At 72.0% G+C, this 17269-nt stretch carries 19 protein-coding genes; 8 read left to right on the top strand and 11 right to left on the bottom strand.

Annotated features, from left to right (window positions below):
- Positions 1-32: 32 nt before the first annotated feature.
- Positions 33-530, top strand: a complete 498-nt coding sequence (locus AB0383_RS44515) for a MarR family transcriptional regulator (RefSeq protein WP_364185362.1) — start codon at positions 33-35, stop codon at positions 528-530.
- A gap of 15 nt (positions 531-545) precedes the next feature.
- Entirely contained in the window at positions 546-989 is a 444-nt protein-coding gene (locus AB0383_RS44510) for a hypothetical protein (RefSeq protein ID WP_366190430.1), read from the top strand.
- 26 nt (positions 990-1015) lie between these two features.
- On the opposite strand, the gene AB0383_RS44505 is transcribed toward AB0383_RS44510, so the two are convergent.
- A complete protein-coding gene (locus tag AB0383_RS44505; RefSeq protein WP_366190429.1) occupies positions 1016-2710 on the bottom strand; it encodes a helix-turn-helix domain-containing protein in 1695 nt (564 codons plus the stop codon).
- A 127-nt stretch (positions 2711-2837) separates the two neighbouring features.
- Here AB0383_RS44505 and AB0383_RS44500 point away from each other — a divergent pair, with 127 nt between their 5' ends.
- Together AB0383_RS44500 and AB0383_RS44495 are read left to right on the top strand one after the other, a co-directional pair.
- A complete protein-coding gene (locus AB0383_RS44500; protein ID WP_366190428.1) occupies positions 2838-4535 on the top strand; it encodes an FAD-dependent oxidoreductase in 1698 nt (565 codons plus the stop codon).
- A gap of 126 nt (positions 4536-4661) precedes the next feature.
- Positions 4662-4802 carry a hypothetical protein gene (locus tag AB0383_RS44495; RefSeq protein WP_366190427.1) on the top strand — a complete coding sequence of 47 codons (141 nt, stop codon included), beginning with the start codon at positions 4662-4664 and terminating at the stop codon, positions 4800-4802.
- A gap of 46 nt (positions 4803-4848) precedes the next feature.
- Here AB0383_RS44495 and AB0383_RS44490 read toward each other — a convergent pair whose 3' ends face one another.
- On the bottom strand, positions 4849-5328 hold the full coding sequence (locus AB0383_RS44490; RefSeq protein ID WP_366190476.1) for a DinB family protein: 480 nt from the start codon (positions 5326-5328) through the stop codon (positions 4849-4851).
- A gap of 148 nt (positions 5329-5476) precedes the next feature.
- Here AB0383_RS44490 and AB0383_RS44485 point away from each other — a divergent pair, with 148 nt between their 5' ends.
- Together AB0383_RS44485 and AB0383_RS44480 are read left to right on the top strand one after the other, a co-directional pair.
- Positions 5477-6430: a YafY family protein gene (locus AB0383_RS44485; protein WP_366190426.1), complete on the top strand. Its 954-nt coding sequence runs from the start codon at positions 5477-5479 to the stop codon at positions 6428-6430.
- Positions 6431-6457: 27 nt separating this feature from the next.
- Positions 6458-6862, top strand: coding sequence for a VOC family protein (locus tag AB0383_RS44480; protein WP_366190425.1), 405 nt, complete (start codon positions 6458-6460; stop codon positions 6860-6862).
- Between the two features lie 121 nt (positions 6863-6983).
- Here AB0383_RS44480 and AB0383_RS44475 read toward each other — a convergent pair whose 3' ends face one another.
- The 8 genes from AB0383_RS44475 to AB0383_RS44440 form a co-directional block, all read right to left on the bottom strand.
- On the bottom strand, positions 6984-7286 hold the full coding sequence (locus tag AB0383_RS44475) for a hypothetical protein (RefSeq protein ID WP_366190424.1): 303 nt from the start codon (positions 7284-7286) through the stop codon (positions 6984-6986).
- A gap of 82 nt (positions 7287-7368) precedes the next feature.
- Positions 7369-8382, bottom strand: coding sequence for a lysylphosphatidylglycerol synthase transmembrane domain-containing protein (locus tag AB0383_RS44470; RefSeq protein ID WP_366190423.1), 1014 nt, complete (start codon positions 8380-8382; stop codon positions 7369-7371).
- Positions 8382-9491 (bottom strand): glycosyltransferase, encoded by a 1110-nt coding sequence (locus AB0383_RS44465; RefSeq protein ID WP_366190422.1) that lies wholly within the window; start codon positions 9489-9491, stop codon positions 8382-8384. Before AB0383_RS44465 ends, AB0383_RS44470 begins: the two co-directional genes overlap by 1 nt.
- A gap of 158 nt (positions 9492-9649) precedes the next feature.
- The gene (locus tag AB0383_RS44460; protein WP_366190421.1) at positions 9650-11152 is read right to left on the bottom strand and encodes a CYTH and CHAD domain-containing protein; all 1503 of its coding nucleotides are present in this window, start codon (positions 11150-11152) and stop codon (positions 9650-9652) included.
- Positions 11153-11201: 49 nt separating this feature from the next.
- Entirely contained in the window at positions 11202-11657 is a 456-nt protein-coding gene (locus tag AB0383_RS44455; RefSeq protein WP_366190420.1) for a hypothetical protein, read from the bottom strand.
- A 72-nt stretch (positions 11658-11729) separates the two neighbouring features.
- Complete coding sequence (locus tag AB0383_RS44450; protein WP_366190419.1) at positions 11730-12569, bottom strand: aldo/keto reductase; 840 nt, start codon at positions 12567-12569, stop codon at positions 11730-11732.
- 39 nt (positions 12570-12608) lie between these two features.
- Positions 12609-12977: an STAS domain-containing protein gene (locus AB0383_RS44445; RefSeq protein ID WP_366190418.1), complete on the bottom strand. Its 369-nt coding sequence runs from the start codon at positions 12975-12977 to the stop codon at positions 12609-12611.
- A 97-nt stretch (positions 12978-13074) separates the two neighbouring features.
- Positions 13075-14478, bottom strand: a complete 1404-nt coding sequence (locus AB0383_RS44440; RefSeq protein WP_366190417.1) for a PLP-dependent aminotransferase family protein — start codon at positions 14476-14478, stop codon at positions 13075-13077.
- A gap of 81 nt (positions 14479-14559) precedes the next feature.
- Between AB0383_RS44440 and AB0383_RS44435 the strand changes: the two genes are divergently transcribed.
- Positions 14560-15771 (top strand): MFS transporter, encoded by a 1212-nt coding sequence (locus AB0383_RS44435; RefSeq protein WP_366190416.1) that lies wholly within the window; start codon positions 14560-14562, stop codon positions 15769-15771.
- Between the two features lie 245 nt (positions 15772-16016).
- Here AB0383_RS44435 and AB0383_RS44430 read toward each other — a convergent pair whose 3' ends face one another.
- Positions 16017-16430 carry an SsgA family sporulation/cell division regulator gene (locus AB0383_RS44430; protein ID WP_220238926.1) on the bottom strand — a complete coding sequence of 138 codons (414 nt, stop codon included), beginning with the start codon at positions 16428-16430 and terminating at the stop codon, positions 16017-16019.
- A gap of 281 nt (positions 16431-16711) precedes the next feature.
- Between AB0383_RS44430 and AB0383_RS44425 the strand changes: the two genes are divergently transcribed.
- Positions 16712-17269 (top strand): EsaB/YukD family protein (locus AB0383_RS44425; RefSeq protein WP_366190415.1); only part of this gene is annotated, 558 nt, incomplete at its 3' end.

The raw sequence follows: 17269 nt of genomic DNA, 5'->3' as shown, positions 1-17269 counted from the left end.
CTCACGGCTAAGCCACCCATTAGGCTGACGTCATGGCCGACCACGTGGACTCCGTGCTCGCGCAGTGGGCTGCGCAGCGCCCGGACCTCGACGTGTCCCCGATGGCCGTGATCGGCCGTCTGAAGCGGGTGTCACGCCTGATCGACACCGAACTGGCCCGCACGTTCGCCAAGCACCGCCTCGACGCGGCGTCGTTCGACGTGCTCGCCACGCTGCGCCGCAGCGACCCGCCCCACCGCTTGACGCCGACCGAGCTCATGCGCACGGCCATGGTCACCTCCGGCGCCGTGACGCAACGGCTCGACCGGCTCGAAGACCGCGGCCTGATCGCCCGCAGCCGCAGCGAAACCGACGGCCGCGGCATCGTCGTCGCCCTCACCGTCGAGGGCCGGGATCTGATCGACCGGGCCCTGCCCGACCACCTCGACACGGAGCACCGGGTGCTCGACGCCCTCGACCCGCCCGCGCAGGCCGCCCTCGCCGACGCCCTGCGCGTGCTCCTGGAATCCTTCGGCGACCGCACCGGCTGACTCTGGAGGCGCCGCGTGAGCTCCGACGACCTGGACCCCTTCCTCGGCGAGTGGACGGTCAGCGTCCGGTTCCCCCACGCGCCCGCGGACCAGCCCCCACCCGTCGCCCGGTGTGTCTTCGAACGGATCCTCGACGGCCGCTACCTCACGCAGCGCACCGAAGTCCCCCTGCCCGAGGCCCCGGACAGCTACTCCGTCGTGGCCGCCCACGAGGACGGCACGTTCACCCAGCACTACTACGACGCCCGCGGCGTCAGCCGCCTCTACGCGATGACCTTCCGCGACGGCGTGTGGACGCTGCTGCGCGAAGCCGCCGACTTCTCGCCCCTGCACTTCCGCCAGCGCTTCACCGGCACCTTCAGCGCGGACGGCAACCGCATCGACGGCGCGTGGGAGATGGCAATGCCGGACGAGGACTGGAAGCACGACTTCGAAATGCACTACACGCGGATCACCTGAGCCCGGCCCGTTCACTCCAAGCCCGCTCACTCCAAACCGTAGCGCCGCAGCTTGCGGTACAGCGTCGCGCGGCCGATCCCGAGCAGCGCGGCCGCCCGCATGCGATTGCCGTTCGCGGTGCGCAACGCGTCGGAGATGGCCAGGCGTTCGGCTTTCTCCAGCTCCGTCAGGCGCGGGTGCGCCGGTGCGGAGCGCAGGCGCCCCGGCAGATGGCGTGCGCTGACGGTCGGCCCGGCGGCCTCCGCTTGCGCCGCCGCGACCACGGCCTTCAGCTCGACGAGGTTGCCGGGCCAGTCGTGGCGCTGCAGCGTCGACCGCGCGTCCTGGGTGAAGTGCGTGCCGCGGCCGAACCGCTGCGCGAGCTCCGGGATGTCCGCCGTTCGCTCGCGCAGGCTGGGCACCAGGATCTCGATCGGCGACCATTCGGTGCGCAGCACGTCCGAGTTGTCCGGCCCGGTGCCGGTCGTGAGTGTCGCGATCACCCGCGCGGGATGCCCGGCGGTCAGGAGGGCGGCGAGGCGCGCGGCCCGGCTCGACGGCAGGCGCTCGACGTGGCGCAGCAGCACTGCCGGCGCCGCCAGCGCGTCCGCGACTTCCGCCAGCCAGCCCTCGTCGTCGGCGGCCTCGAGGACGACGGGATCACCGAGCGCCGCTCGCGCAACGACGGTCTTGCCCACACCCGGCTCGCCCAGCAGGAGCACCGGCCGGGTGGCCGCCCGCGCCACTGACCGCTCGAGCGAACGCCAGGCCGGCGAGGTACCCGCCAGCCCGGCGTCGGCGAAGAGGGAAAGCCGGGCGCGTCGGCGTCCCGGCCGCGGCCGCGGTGGCTCGACGACCACGAGCAAACCCCGGCTGTCGTCCGGCAGTGCGGGCCGGAGCCGGACCTTCACACCGTCGTCGAGGATCAGTTCGGTCGTGGTCGGCCCGCCGTCGCGCGCCGCCTCGACCGCACAGGACTCCAGCGTTTCGATGTCGCGGGCTCGCAGCAGCGCGGCGGCGCCGTCGCTGACGAGCCTGGTGCGGCCGTCCAACACAGCGATCGGGTACCGGCCGGGACCGGCCCGCAGGTAGGCCTCGAGCAGACGGTGTTCGTGCGCCGACGCGGCGTGCAGCAGCTCCCGCTCGATCGCGCCGGTCGCCGTGGTCGCGAGCGCGTGCAGCACCCGCAACGGCACGTCGAGCTCGCACACCACCGCCACCGCGCCGCTGACCTTCCGCGTGACCGGGTCGGTCACCGGGGCGCCGACGCACACCGTGCTCTGGTACAGCTCGAAAATGTGCTCCGGTCCCCCGACCACGACCGGTCCGCCCGTGTCCAGGACGTGGCTGATCCCGTTGGTCCCGGTGGAGCGCTCCGACAGGTCCGCACCCAGCCGGGTGTCGATGCGGGCGAGGTGGGCGCCCACCGCCTCCTCGTCGGCCCAGCAGCCGACGACCCGCGCGTGGCCGTCGCTGAGCACCACCGCGGCGCCGAGCCCGACGAGGTCACCGGCCAATTCGGACAGAACCGGGGTCGCGGCGCGGACCAACGGGGTCTCCAGCGACACCGGCACTTCCGGCACGTAGGCACGCGTGACGTCGAGCTCGGCGAAACTCGAGCGGCGCCAGGCGGCGGACAACCAGGCGGGCAGGTCTTCCGGCAGCCGCCGCTCGGTCAGGAAGACTTCCCTGGCGTGGCGCAGGCGGGCCAGCCCGTCGCGTGTGTCGATCTCGTAGCCCATCCGTTGTCACTCCATTGTGTTCACGGACCGAAACCCCCGGCGCACCCATCATGGGCCACCGGCCGGGCGCCACGGCTGTCTCATTGTGAGACACCCGCGCCGCGCGGGGAAACCGCAAGGTGTGTGCATGACGAAGGATTCAGTCGCCCCGCGAGAGAGCGCCCGGCCCGCGACCCTCACGTCCGCGGACGTCGAAGCCGACGTGGTCGTGGTCGGCGGCGGAGGCGCCGGCCTGCCCACCGCGCTGTTCAGCCGGTGGCTGGGCAACGAGGTGGTCCTGCTGGAGAAGGCACCGGAACTCGGCGGCACGGTCAAGAAGGCCGCCTTCTGGTACTGGGTGCCGAACAACGAGCCGATGCGCGCGCTCGGCGTCGAGGACCGGTTCGAGGACTTCCTCCGCTACGTCGCGCGCCTGTCCCAGCCGACCCGGTTCGACCCGGCGAGCCCGACGGCCGGCCTCACCGACTGGGAAGCCTCGATGGCCCGCGCGTTCTACGACAGCGCCGGCCCCGCCGCCGAGCTGCTGGCCGAGCGCGGCGCGCTCACCTACCGGCATTGCCCGGACGTGCCGGACTACTGGTCGGAACTGCCGGAGGACAAGGCTCCGAAGGGGCGCGTGCTGGTGCCGGAAGGCGCCCGGGAATCGATGTCCGACGGCGGCGAAGTGGCGGTCGGGCAGATGTCCGCGGCCGCCGAGCGCGACGGTGTGGACGTGCGCACGGGACACCGGGTCCAACGGCTCGTCGTGGACGGTGTCCGCGTCGCCGGTGTCGAGGCCACGACCGCCGCCGGGCAGACGGTGCGGGTGCTGGCGCGCAAGGGCGTCGTGTTCGCCACCGGCGGCTTCTCCCACGACGACGAGCTGCGCCGCGACTACCTCGGTGTCCCCGCCTACCCGGGCTGCGCGGCGGTGACCAACGAGGGCGACTTCGTACGCATCTCCTCGGCGATGGGCCCGCAGTTCGCCACCATGAACCACGCCTGGATGTGCCCGGTGCCGCTGGAGAAGACCGGGCGGCCCGACCTGGTCGGCATGTTCTCGGTGGCCGGCGACTCGATGATCCTCGTGAACCGGCGGGGCGAGCGCGTGGCCAACGAGAAGCTGCCCTACAACGAGTCCGCACGGACGTTCTTCCGATGGGACCCGGCCACCGGCGAGTACCCGAACCTGGTGCTCGTCCAGGTGTGGGATCAGCGCAGCCAGGACCATTCCGCCAGCGAGGAATACGGCCGTTTGATCGTCCCGCCGGGCAGCGACGACTCCCACGTCGTCAAGGCGCGGACGCTCGACGAGCTCACCGTGAAGATCCGCGAGCGGCTCGCGGCCCACGCCACCGAGACCGGTGGTTTCACCCTCGCCGACGACTTCGCCGAGAACCTGCCCCGGACGATCGACCGGTTCAACCACTTCGCCGCGAACGGCAAGGACGAAGACTTCGCCCGCGGCGAGACCGCGATCCAGCTGGTGTTCAACGGTCCGGTCAAGGAGGAGCCCGACCGCGAGAACCCGACGATGTGGCCGATCAGCGACACCGGTCCGTACTACGCCGCGCTCGTCACCGGCGGCGTCCTCGACACCAAGGGCGGCCCGCGGACCGACCCGGACGGCCGGGTGCAGACGACCTCGGTGCGCCCATCCCGGGCTTGTTCGGGGTCGGCAATTGCGTGGCGTCGGCTTCGGGCCGCGCTTACTGGGCCGGCGGCGCTACGCTCGGCCCGATCATCGCGTTCGCGTACCGGGCCTCAGGCGCCGTGGACCGCGCCTGGCGACCCGCCTGAGGGCAGGAGCCGAAATGGCGTTGAGCACCCAGATCATGACCGATGAGCCGGCACTCTGAAGGCCATCAAGCACCACTACTCCGAGCTGAACTGGATCTTCTCCGGCAGCGACCTCGTCGTCGTCGAAGGCACCAGCCACGGTGAGCACCGCGACGGCCCGTGGCGCGCCGGCGTGCCCGACTGGGCGGCCGGCCGGTGGTGCGACGTGTTCGAGATCCGGGACTGGAAGATCCACCGCTGCTTCATCTACCTCGACCCGGACTACGCCGGGCAGGACACGGCCCGCTACCCGTGGCTGGCCGAGGAGAACTGACGCGGCAGGCGGGCGCCCGAGGACGTGGCGCCCGCCTGCCCCGCGCTCAGCCCATGCTCTTCGCGCCGTCGAGCGACTCGCGGATGATGTCGGCGTGGCCGGAGTGCTGCGCGGTCTCGGCGATGATGTGCATGAACACGCGCCGCGCCGACCAGCTCGCGTTCTCCTCGAACCACGGCGCCTTCGGCAACGGCTGGGTCTCGCCCAGGTCGGGCAGCGTGGCGACGAGCTCGTCGGTCTTGGCGGCCACGTCGGCGTAGACGGCCAGCACGCCTTCCAGCGTCTCGCCGGGCAGCAGGGTGAAGTCGTCGGCGCGCTCGGCGAAGTCGGCTTCGGTCATCTCCGAGAAGTCCGGCATGGCCGCAGGACCCTGCACGATGAACTCCGCCCAGCCGCGCTCCACCGACGTCACGTGCTTGATGAGGCCGCCGAGGCACAGCTCGCTGGCCGTGGTCCGCAGGCGGGCCTGGTCATCGGTGAGGTCGCGCGTCGTGAACCGCAGGAAGTGGCGGTGCTTTCCCAGCATCGCCAGCAGGTCGGCGCGCTCGCCCGTGGTCACCTCGGTCGTCAGGGTCTCGTTCACGGCCTCGTCCTCTCGTCGGTGTCTGTGTCCAAACGTAAGGTAAAACCCATTCCGGCCACTTTGTGACCTCAATAGGAGAGAATCTGGATTCATGGCCAACACGAGCTCGCGAACCCTGCGGTTGCTGTCGCTGCTGCAGACGCACCGGTACTGGCCCGGCCAGGAGCTGGCCGGGCGCCTGGAGGTGTCGATCCGCACGCTGCGCCGCGACGTCGAGCGGCTTCGTGAGCTGGGATATCCCGTCGAGGCGCAGCGCGGCGTCGACGGCGGTTACCAGCTCGCGCCGGGCGCGACGCTGCCGCCGCTGGTGGTCGACGACGAGGAGGCCGTGGCGCTGGCGGTCGGCCTGCAGGCCGCCGCGCAGGGTTCGGTCGAGGGCATCGCGGAGTCGTCGCTGCGCGTACTGGCGAAGGTGGTGCAGGTGATGCCGGCCCGGCTGCGGCGGCGCGTCGACGCGTTGCGCGCGATGACCGTGCCACTCGGCTGGAACGGCGCGCTCGGCCCCAGCGTCGACCCCGGCGTGCTCACGGCCATCGCGCTCGCCTGCCGCGACAGCGAACGGCTGCGGTTCTCCTACACCGCCGCTGGCGGCCGGCAGACCGAGCGGCACGTCGAGCCGCTTCGCCTCGTGCCGGTGGGCCGCCGCTGGTACCTCGTCGCGTACGACCTCACCCGGCACGACTGGCGCAGCTTCCGCGTCGACCGCCTCAGCGACCCGCACGCCACCGGCGCCCCGTTCCGCCCGCGCGAGCTGCCCTCGGCCGACGCCGCCGAGTTCGTCCGCGCCGGACTGGACAACGTCGCGCGGCCGTACCGGGTGGAGGTCGTGGTGGAGGCCCCGGCCGCCGGCGTGCGCGAGCGGATCGGCCAGTGGAGCACGGTGGAGGAGCTTTCGTCGGGCCGCTGCCGGGTGCTGATGACCGCCGACTCGCTGGACTGGCCGACCCTGGCGCTGGGCGTCGTCGGCGCTGAGTTCCAGGTGGTGTCGCCCCCGGAACTGCTGGACCGCGTGCACGAATGGGGCGCGCGCTTCAGCCGGGCGTAGGTATCGTGAGGACTTCGGGAGGCTGCCATGGCCACAGTCAGCGTGCGTTACTTCGTGGACGACGTCGACGCCGCGATCGCGTTCTACCGCGACCACCTCGGATTCAGCGAGGTGATGCACCCCGCCCCGGCCTTCGCGATGCTCGCCCGCGGTGATCTGCGGCTGCTGCTCAGCGCGCCGGGCGGCGGGTCCGGCGGCGGCCAGGCCCTGCCGGACGGCCGGGTGCCCGAGCCGGGGGGCTGGAACCGCTTCGCGCTGCAGGTCGAGGATCTCGACGCCGAGGTCGCGCGGCTGCGCACGGCCGGGGTGGCGTTCCGCGGCCCGGTCGTCGACGGGGTCGGCGGACGGCAGGTGCTGATCGAAGATCCGTCCGCCAACTCGGTCGAGCTGTTCCAGCCCACCCGCGCCGAAGCTCGCCTCGACGCGGACTGAGCCGGTCAGCGCAGGTCGAGCCGAGTCCACCCGCGCCGAGGCGTGAGTCGGCCCGGATGAGCCGCTCAGCGCCACCGGACCAGGTCGGTCCGCACCACAGTCGGGCAATGCACCCGCGCCGTCACGGATGGTGCCAGGACTGGGCTTTCAACCAGGTCAGGTAACCGTCGAAGATCACTGCGGTCCCACCGGGCAGGTCGCGCTTGTCGAGGAAATCGGCCAGCAGCGAGAAGAGCAGGTCCACCGCCGTCTGCCGGCCCTCGCCGGCGGCCTCGTCGCGCCAACCCGAGGTGCGGCCGGGGAAGGCGAGGTGCAGCACCAGGGCGACCCCGGTCAGGTTGTTGCGGGTGCCGACCCGCGGAACCAGTGATTCCCTGAATCCGGTCAGCAGCCCGCCGTCGTTCGTGTCCGGCGCGTCGGTCAAGTACTTTTGTCAGGTGAATTTTGCCTAGCAAGATTACCCTGCGAGCGGCCACAGCGGTACCGCATCGGAAAAGGGGTGATCGTCAGGCGGCCGAGTGCGCGGGCATCCGAGCCTGCGCAGGCACCGGAGTACGCGTCGGCAACGCGGTCGGTGCGGCCGGACGGCGGCGCAGCGAGCCGAGCCACTGGACCAGCAGCACAGCGCCACCGGGAGCCGTGGACACCAGCCCCAGCAACCCGTAGACGACGGCGACCGTCACCCCCTGCTGGGCGCCCAGCCCCGCAGCGGCGAACGCCAGCGCGGCGACACCTTCGCGCGGCCCGAATCCGCCGACGTTGATCGGCAGCCCCATCGCCAGCAGCGCGAGCACGAGCAGCGGCAGCAGCGTCATCAGCGAAGCGGTGGCACCGGCCGCGTGCGCCGCGACCACGAAGAGCGTGAGGTGCCCGGCCAGCGCCACCAGCGACAACGCCGTGACCCGCGGCCAGGTGCGCAGCCCCAGCAGCCCCGCGCGAACGTCCGCCATCGACTCGGCGAACCCCCGCCGCCACTTCGACGCGCTGTGCAGCCGTCGCTCGCCCGTGCCGCACGCGACCGTGAGCACCACGATCGCGACGAAAAGAACCCCGGCACCTGCGACAGTCAGCACATCGTGTGCGACCCCCGGCAACACCGCAGGTCGGAAAATCAACACGGCGAGTCCGGCCGCCACCACCACGACCTGTCCGGCTGTGCGTTCGAGCACAACAGCTCGCACACCCCTCGCCACGTCGCCGGCCTGCCGACCGTGCTCGACCGCCCGGTGCACGTCGCCGAGGATCCCGGCGGGCAGCACCCCGTTCAGGAACTGCGCGCGGTAGTAATCCGCCACGGCCTGGCGCAGCGGCAGCCGCAGGCCCAGCCGCGAAGCGACCACGCGCCAGCGCCAAGCGCTCACGACGGTGGTGAGCAGCCCGATCGCCAGCGCGGCCAGTACCGGCATCAGGCCGATCACGCGCAGGCCGTCGAGAAAGGCATCGGTGCCGAGGCGCCACGCCAGCACCCCGATGATCGCGAACCCGGCGAGGATTCGGAACCACGACCAGAACGTACGCATCAAGCCACCTTGATCGGGATGGAACGCCAGCGGGAAAGGACTTCGGTGAGCCGGCGGGCCGCGCCGTCCCATTCTTCGAGGGCGCTGCCGCGGCCGAGCGCCGCCGTGCGCAGGGCGCGCCGCAGCTCGGCGTTCGTCACCCAGCGGCGCAGCGCGAAAGCGAGGGCGCCCGGGTCGCCGGGCCGCACGAGCAGGCCGGGCACGGCGCCGTCCGACGAGCGGCCGAGCGCGTCCGGCACCCCGCCGACGTCGCTGGCCACCACGGGGATGCCGCGCGCCAGGGCTTCGGTGATGACCATGCCGTAGGTCTCCGCGTGCGAGGGCAGCAGCACCAGGTCGGCGCGGTCGTACGCCGCGTCGAGCTCGGCGCCGGCCTTCGGGCCACTGAAGGTGACGCGGTCGGCGAGGCCGAGGCGGTCGACGGACCACCGCAGCTCGTCGACGTACTCCGGCGCGCGCGTCAGCGAGCCGACGAAGTCCACGGTGAGATCGAGGTCAGGCAGCTGAGCCAGCGCTTCGACGAGCACGTCCTGGCCCTTGCGCGGGGTCACCGCCGCCACGCACAGCAGCCGCGAAGCCCCGTCGGTCCCCGACGCCAGCGGCGCCAGGTCCACGCCCGGCTCCACCACGGCGACCGTCGACGGCCCGAGGCCGTGGCGGCGGATCAGTGTGCGCGCGGCCGTCGGGCTGGTGGCCACGACCTGGCGCACCACCCGCAACGTCTCGCGCTCGCACGCGTCGAGCTCGGCGGCGTGCACAGGGTCCAGGCCGGTCTCGTCGGCCAGCGGCAGGTGCACGAGCACGCCCAGGCGCAGCCGCCGCGCGTGCGGCACCACCACTTCGGGCACCCCGCACGCCACCAGGCCGTCGATCAGCACGGTCGTGTGGTCCGGCAGCGCCGCGAGCGCCCGCGCCAGCCGCGCGCGCCCCGTCGGCCCCGGCTCGGGCCACGACCCGGGCACGGCGACCTGCAGCACGGGCATCCCCGCGCCCGGCAGGCTCTCGCACATCCGCCGGTCGTAGGTGTTGCCCCCGCTGGGCTCCGTGACGTCGTCCACGTTGCCCGGCAGCACGAACGCGACCACGTCCCCGGCCCGTTGACTCCGCACGTTGCCTCCTCACGCCGCTCTCACCCAGCAACACGGACGACACGGGCCGGCGGTTCAATCACGCCCGGAATTCCCACCTCACGAACGGGCGATGGCCGGACACCGAGGCACCTCGCCCCGGCACCCGGCCGCCGTTCGTGGTCACCTCGCCGCGCGGCCTACAGCCACTTCGGCGCGTCTCCCTTTTCGAGCTGCTTCCACCGGCTCACGAACTCCCGCTGCATCCCGGCCCGCACTCCCCCACCGGTCCCGTACAGCACGCCGAACGTGAAACCGACTCCTTCATCGCGGCCATCGACGCCGAGGCGGTACACGACCGGCCCCGCGACCACCCAGTCCTGGTGATCGCCCAGCAGCTGCTGCACGTTCTTCACGTTCTTGCGCCACACCCGCACCTTGCCGCCGAACACGGGCCGCACCACGTCCGCCGCGTAGCGGGCGCGCTTGGCCTTCTTGCGCACGTCGTGCAGTGCGTGCTCCAGCTCCCGGCCGGACAGCCCGTGCGCCGCCTTCTCCGCCTTCCGCAGCTTCCCCGCGGCCTTGCGCACCGGCTTGCGCAACACCTTCTTCGCAGGTCCGGCATCGGTCGGCACACCCGACACCACGGCGTCCAGCTCCTGCACCAGAGCCAGGTATCGCTTACCGCGCAACGCTTCCAGCGCCTTCGTGCGCGCGTCCACGGCCTCGCGGGAGAACCGCCGCGTCAGGAACTGGTCGACCGGCCCGACCACGAGCTCGGCCGACGCGCCGTCCAGCCACTCGCGCACGAGCGCCTCGACGACCTCGCCGTCGCGGGCCGGGCCCAGCTCGCCGCCCAGCCACTTCAGCTCGCGCGTCACGCCCGGAACCCGGTCGTCGTCCACAATGGACGAGAACGTCCGCAGCGCGCTCCGCAGCTTCCTCGACGCCACGCGAAGCTGGTGCACGGAGTCCTCGACGTCGCGCCGCACCCCGACGTCGGCCCGCTGCAGGGCCGCGAACTGCTCCCGCAGGTAGGCCCCGGCGACCTCGCCGGCGTCGGGCCGGTTGCCCACCACCTGCCCGTCGGGCACGCGGTCGCCGATCAGCCGCCGCAGCTTCGAAGGCCACTGCGACGTCCGGGCGCCCGCGTCGACCAGCGTGCTCTCCAGCTCGTCGAGCAGGTCCGGCGCGGCGTCACCCTTCAGTTCCACTTCGAACTCGCGCCACCGGTCCAGCCGCGCGGTCTTGCCGCCGACCTCGCCGGTCACGTGGTCGTCGGTCACCGTCGCCACGATCTGGCCCGACGCGTCGGTGAGGCGATGCTCGAACCGGTCGGTCTTGAGGTGCGCGATCGGCAGCAGCTTGCGCCCCAGGGTGTGGGCGCGCAGCAGCTGGTTCAGCTCGTGGGGCACTCTGCCGTCGTCAGCGCCGAGCGGTACCTGCAGCTCCTCGCGCTCGTCGGGCCCGACCGGCAGCTTCAGGTGCCACCCGGCGTCGTGCCCGCCCAAGCGGCGGCGCAGGGTGATCCCGGCGCGCACGAGGGAAAAGCCGGCGGTGTCGTAGTACGTCGCGTCGAGCTGCTCCTCCGCCGGAGCGTCCTGGCCCTGCACCGTCCCGCAGCCGACGAACTCGGGGACCACCAAGTCCTGCGCGACCTCGTACTTGCGCTCGCGTTCGATTTCGACCACGGGTCTGTTCATTCCGTCACTCCTCAGGTTCGTTCACGAAAGTCTGAGGCATGAAGGGCATTCACGGCGCGCGATGCTCCAGCGGTGGGCTCACGTCCGGATAACTCGCCTCCTGGGTCGGCACGGCCGTGGTCACCGCCGTTCCGCGCTGCTCGGCCTCCCGGCGCGAGATCCTGCGGTTCACCACGGCCTCGCCCACCTGTTCGCCGCGGATGCGGCCCAGCACGGTGAGCGTGATGGCGTGCACGATCGCCAGCACCAGCAGCAGCACGCCGACGCGGCCCACCACGCCGGGCAGATCGCTGTCGCCCAGCGGAATCGTGGACAGCAACGCCAGCAGTCCCAGCGTCACCAGGTGGAACAGCACCGTCACCAACCGGGTCATCGACGCGCCGGCGGCCGGGTCACCATAGGAATTCTCCAGGTACCCGCGTCCGCTGCGGTAGATGACCTGCCCGTCGATCAGCACGAGCACCACACCGATGGCGAGGAACGAGACGTACGCTTCTGTGCTCATCCCGGCACACTCCTTCCGGCCTCTTCCGAAGAACTACCCCTCGACCAGCGGGGGAAAACCCGCAGCGACGGTTCAGCCGCGGAATGTGTCGGGATGCGGGCCCGTGCGGTGGTCGGCGTCGAGCTTGCCGATCGCTTCCAGGTCCTCGTCGGCGAGTTCGAAATCGAACACGTCGATGTTCTCGCGGATGCGCGAGGGCGTGGCCGACTTCGGGAACACGATGTTGCCCAGCTGCAGGTGCCAGCGCAGCACCACCTGAGCCGCGGTCTTGCCGTGCTTGTCCGCCAGCCCGGTCAGCACCGGGTCGGACAGCACGGCCGCCTGCGCGAGGGGGCTCCACGCCTCGGTCGCGATGCCGTGCGCGCGGTGGTAGGCGCGAAGTTCGGTCTGCTGCAACGCGGGGTGCAGCTCGATCTGGTTCACCGCCGGCACCGTGCCGGTCTGGCGGGCGAGCTCTTCGAGGTGCTCCACCTGGAAGTTCGACACGCCGATCGAGCGCGCCTTCCCGGCGCGCAGCAGCTCTTCGAAGCCTTCCCAGGTGCGCACGTACTTGTTCTGGTGCGGCAACGGCCAGTGGATCAGGTACAGGTCCACGTATTCGAGCCCGAGCCGGCGCAGGCTGCCTTCGAGCGCGTTGATCGCGTTGTCATGGCCCTGGGCGTCGTTGGCGAGCTTCGTGGTGACGAAGACTTCTTCACGAGGCACACCCGACTTCTTGATGCCCTCGCCGACACCGGCTTCGTTGCGGTACATCTGCGCGGTGTCGATGTGGCGGTAGCCCGCCTCGAGCGCGGTCCGCACGGCGTCGGCGGTGTCGTCCTCCGGGATCTGGAACACGCCGAACCCGAACTGCGGGATGCGCACGCCGTTGTTCAGCTCGAGGTCCGGGACGTTCGTCGTGTGAGCAGTCATGATCTCGGCCTACCCGAGGCCCCGGGCCCCGAAACTCGCTCAGGACACGACCGCGGCCGCGAGCGCTTCGGTGAGCGTCGTGTGCACGGCCAGCGTGTCGGACGCGCCGGTCAAGTCGAGGCAGCGGCGCACGCTGCGCACACCGTCACACACCACGGTGAACGAAAAAGCCCGATCGTGCGCGGCGAACAACGCGCGGATTCCGGCGCAGCCGAGGAACTCGACGCGGGAGAGATCCGCCACCACAGGCCCGCCGAGCCGCGCGGCATCCGCGAGTGCTTCGGCGAAATCGTGGGCGGTGGCGGAGTCGAGGTCGCCCACCGGGGTGAGCACGCGAGTGCCCTCGTGGTCGGTGGTCGTGATGGTGAGCTCCGCCGGTATCGAAACCGCGGAAAACGGGGTGTTCATGGAGCGCTCCTCTCGCAGGAACCTGCAGGGGCGCTGACCGGAGCACGTGTCTGAACAACAGCCAACACCTCCGACCGTACGCCGGTGTGCTGTGAGGTCAACCCTCGTCGAACACACGTTTCAGTGCGGCGAGCCCAGCCGCGATCTTCTCCGGGGCCACGGCGCCGTACCCAAGGGCCAGCCCGGACGGCGCAGGTTCCCCGCAGAGCCCGGCCAGTGTCTGCACACCGAAACCGGCCTGGTTCGCCCGCGCCGCAACGGGTTCCACGTCCACTTCGGACAGCGCACACAGGTGCAACCCGGCGGCCGAGGGCACCGGCGTGAGCTGTTCCGCGAACTCCTCGTGCAGCAGCGTCGTGATGTGCTCGTGGCGCGCGGCGTATTCGCGCGTCGCTTTGCGGATGTGGCGGGCGAACAGGCCCTCGTCCAGAAACCGGGCGAGGGCGGCCTGCGCGTAGTGGTCGCCGTGCCAGTCGGCCAGCTGCCGGGCGCGGAGGAGCGCGCCGCGCAACGAGCGTGGCGCGATCAGGAAACCCAGGCGCAGCACGGGAAGCAGCGTCTTGGCGAACGAGCCGACGTAGGCGACGCAGCCGGCGCGGTCGAGGCTCTGCCACGGTTCGAGCGGCCGGTCGGAGAAGCGGAACTCGCTGTCGTAGTCGTCCTCGATCACGAGCGCGCCGGCGCGCTCGGCCCAGCCGAGCAACGCGGTGCGGCGCGCGAGCGACATCGGCGTACCCAACGGGAACTGGTGCGACGGCGTCACGTACACCAGGCGCGTGCGCGCGGGCAGCGCCGAAACCTGCAACCCTTCGCTGTCCACGGGTACGCCGACGATTTCGGCGCCGTGCGAACGGAACAGCAGCCGCGCCATGCGGTAACCGGGTTCTTCCATCGCGACCCGGTCGCCGGGTTCGAGCAGCACGCGGCACAGCAGGTCGAGCGCCTGCTGAGCGCCTTGCGTCACGAGGACGTCGTCGGCGTCGGCGCGCACGGACCGCGAAACGCCGACGTGGCGGGCGATCGCCGCCCGCAGCCCGGCGTGGCCCGCGGGGTCGCCGTACTGCGCGAAACCGGTTCCCCGCAGCTCCGCCAACAGCAGCCGGCGCCAGGTCTGCATCGGGAAGAGCCGCGCGTCGGGGATGCCGACGCGGAAGTCGTACTCCGGATCGGCGCGCGTCGGCTCGAGCGGGGGCAGCGTCCGCCACACCTCACGCGGGCGCAGGGCCGCACCGGCGGGTGCGTGTCTCGTCCGGGCGGCGGGCAGCTCGGCGGACACGTAGGTGCCGGAGCCGACGCGGCCGGAAAGGAACCCGTCGGCGGTGAGCCGGTCGTAGGCCACGGCGACGGTGTTTCGGGAGACCGACAGGCGCTTCGCCAGCTCACGGGTGAGTGGGAGGCGTGCGCCGGAGCGCAGCCGGCCGTCGAGGATCGCGTCGCGCGGCTCGCGGTAGATGCGTGTGCCGAGGTCGCCGCGCCCGGCGAGCGTCACGTGGAAGTCCACCTCCGGGAGCCTACATTGGCCCGGTCTGGCTGCGTGGAATTGGATCTGGTGCAGGGCCAAATGCTCTTCTACCGTCGCGGCATGACGACGATCGAGCGCCTCGCTTCCGTGACCAGTTCGCGGCCCGGCCGCCTGCTCGCGGGCGCGCAGCTCGCCGCCTCACTGGGCGATGGTGCGTTTCTCACGTGCTCGGTGCTGTATTTCACGCGTGTTGTCGGATTGACACCAGGCCAGGTGGGGCTCGGTCTCACGCTGGGCTGGGCGGTCGGCACGGTCGCCGGCGTGCCGCTCGGGCACGCGGCCGACCGCCGGGGTGCGCGGAGCGCGGCGGTGCTGCTGTCGGTGGCGACCGGGCTGGCGATCACGGCGTTCCTGTTCGCGGGTTCGGCGTGGACGTTCACGCTCGCCGCTTGTTGTTATGCCACCGGTCAATGCGGCGTCGGCGCCGTGCGGCAGGCCCTGCTGGCCGCGGTGGCGGAACCGCAGCAGCGCACGCGGATCCGCGCGTACCTGCAGTCGGCCGGCAACGCGGGGCTGGCCGTCGGCGCGGGACTCGGCGGGCTCGCGCTGCTGGCCGACACGCGCGGCGCTTACGTCGCCGCGTTCTCCCTCGACGCGGCCGCGTTCGTGGTGTCCGCCGTGCTGCTGCGCCTGCTACCGGCCGTCGCGCCGGTGCCGCGGGTCAAGGGCGAGCCGGCGCGGGCCGTACTGCGCGACCGGCCCTACGCGTTCGTCACACTGCTGAACGCCATCCTGTTGCTGCGCATGCCGTTGCTGAGCGTCGCGATTCCACTGTGGATCGTCTCGCGGACTGCCGCTCCCGAGTGGACGGTGTCGGCCCTGTTCGTGCTGAACACGATCGTGGTGGTGCTGGGCCAGGTGCGCGTGGCGACGCGGGTGACCGGCCTGCGTTCGGCGACACGGCCGGTGCGGCACTCCGGGGTGCTGCTGGCCGCATCCTGCGTGGCGTTCGCACTGTCGGCGGCGGGCTCGTCGGCAACAGTGGCCGTCGCGGTGCTCGTGGCCGGAGCGCTCCAGCAGGTACTCGGGGAGATGCTGCAGTCGGCCGGTACCTGGGAAATCGGCTTCGACCTGGCGCCCGCCGCGCGGCAGGGCCAGTACCAGGGGTTCTTCGGGACCGGCACGTCCGTGGCCCGGATGGCGGGCCCGGCGCTGCTGAGCACGGTGGTGGTGCAGTGGGGCACCCCCGGCTGGCTGCTGGTGGGCGCGGTGTTCGTGGCCGCCGGGTGGGCGATGGGTCCCGCCGTCCGGTGGGCCGGACAGCGGCGCTGAGAACCCGGCGGCGCGGCGGCTTTGGTACCTGCCGCCAAGGCCCCGGTGGTGCGGGGCCTCGGTGGTGCGGGGCCTCGGTGCCGCTGAGGCCCCGGCGATGCGGAGAAGTGCGAGGGCCTCGGCGAAGCTCGGTGATGCGGCCGACCGGTGGTGCAGACGGCTCAGTGGTACGAGCCAATCGGCGGCACCGAGCTTCGATAAAGCGGAGCCTCGATCAAGCGGAGTCCCCAATGGTGCCGGGGAGCTCAGTCCCGCAGAGCCAGCTTCGCGAGCTCCTGATCGAAGTCGAACCACAGGGCCTCGTCGCCGGCCGGCACCTCGTCGTAGGTGCGGTCGAGGAAGTCGGCCAGCTCGTCGGCCGGCGCTTCCAGCACGGCGGAGCCGTCGGGGGCGTTGAGCTCGACGACCACTCGGGCGTCGTCGGCGGCCGGGCGCACTCGCACATCGCCGTCTCCGGCGGGGGCGATGAGGCCGTCGGCGAGCAGGTCGCGGCCGAAGAGCCAGCGGACGACACCGGGGCCGGCGTGGTAGCCGACGGAAATGGCGTACGGGTCCGACGGGTCGTACTCGAGGTCAGCGCGCACCGGCAGCGGAACGCTCCCGAACGTGCGCAGCCCGAAGACGATCGTCGCGTGGACGACGGGGGGCTCGGTGCCCATGGCGGTACCTCCTTCATCTCGTTCTTGGCTCGAAGCAACTCACGGCTCAACGTGAATGTTCCTCTATGAGTAACGCCCCGTAAGAGTACGAGCTGCCCGACAACCGATCTTTCACCCCTTTGGTGGAGACGGACGTCTCATGCGCTCACTCATCGGTATGAAGAGCGTCCCCGATCGATGTCCGGAAGCTGCCGAGAGCCCCCGCGGGCCGTGCTCCCCCGTCGTCGTGAGCCGCCCGAGCCCGGGCAGGACCGACGACGACCACAGGCCTGGAGAGGGTGATGATCGACGTGCCGGCCCGCCGCATGGACCTGGCGCTGCCGGACCGCTCGCCGGTCGCGGAGCTGCTGCCCGGCCTGGTGCGCCGCGCCGGCGCCGCGCTCGCCGACGAGGGCGTGCACGACGGCGGCTGGATGCCGCGCCGCCCCGACCGCACCCCGGTGATGGAAGCGAGCACGCTGGGCGCCCAGCGCGTGCGCGACGGTGAGGTGCTTCACCTTGTGCCGAGGGGCACAGATCGGCCGGAACCGGAGTACGACGACCTCGCGGCCACGGTCACGGCCGGCGCCGCGCGCACCGGCCGGCTGTGGGCTTCGCGGCACACGCGGGCGCTGGGCCTGGCGGGAGCGGGCGCGGCCGCGGGCTCCGCGGCACACGCGGGCGCTGGGCCTGGCGGGGGCGGGCGCGGCCGTGGTGCTGACGCTGGTCGCCGTGCTGCGCTCAGGCCCGCCGTCAGCGCGGCCGCGCGGACGGCGGGTGGGGGGGTGGGGCTGCGGGCGGCGGGCACGGTGCAGACGCGCGCGCGGGGTGTTTCCGGCGCGCGTACCGCGCGCGCGTCC

This window comes from Amycolatopsis sp. NPDC051373 (assembly GCF_040689465.1).
Classification (GTDB): Bacteria; Actinomycetota; Actinomycetes; order Mycobacteriales; family Pseudonocardiaceae; genus Amycolatopsis.
This window is presented reverse-complemented; position numbering and strand designations above follow the sequence as displayed.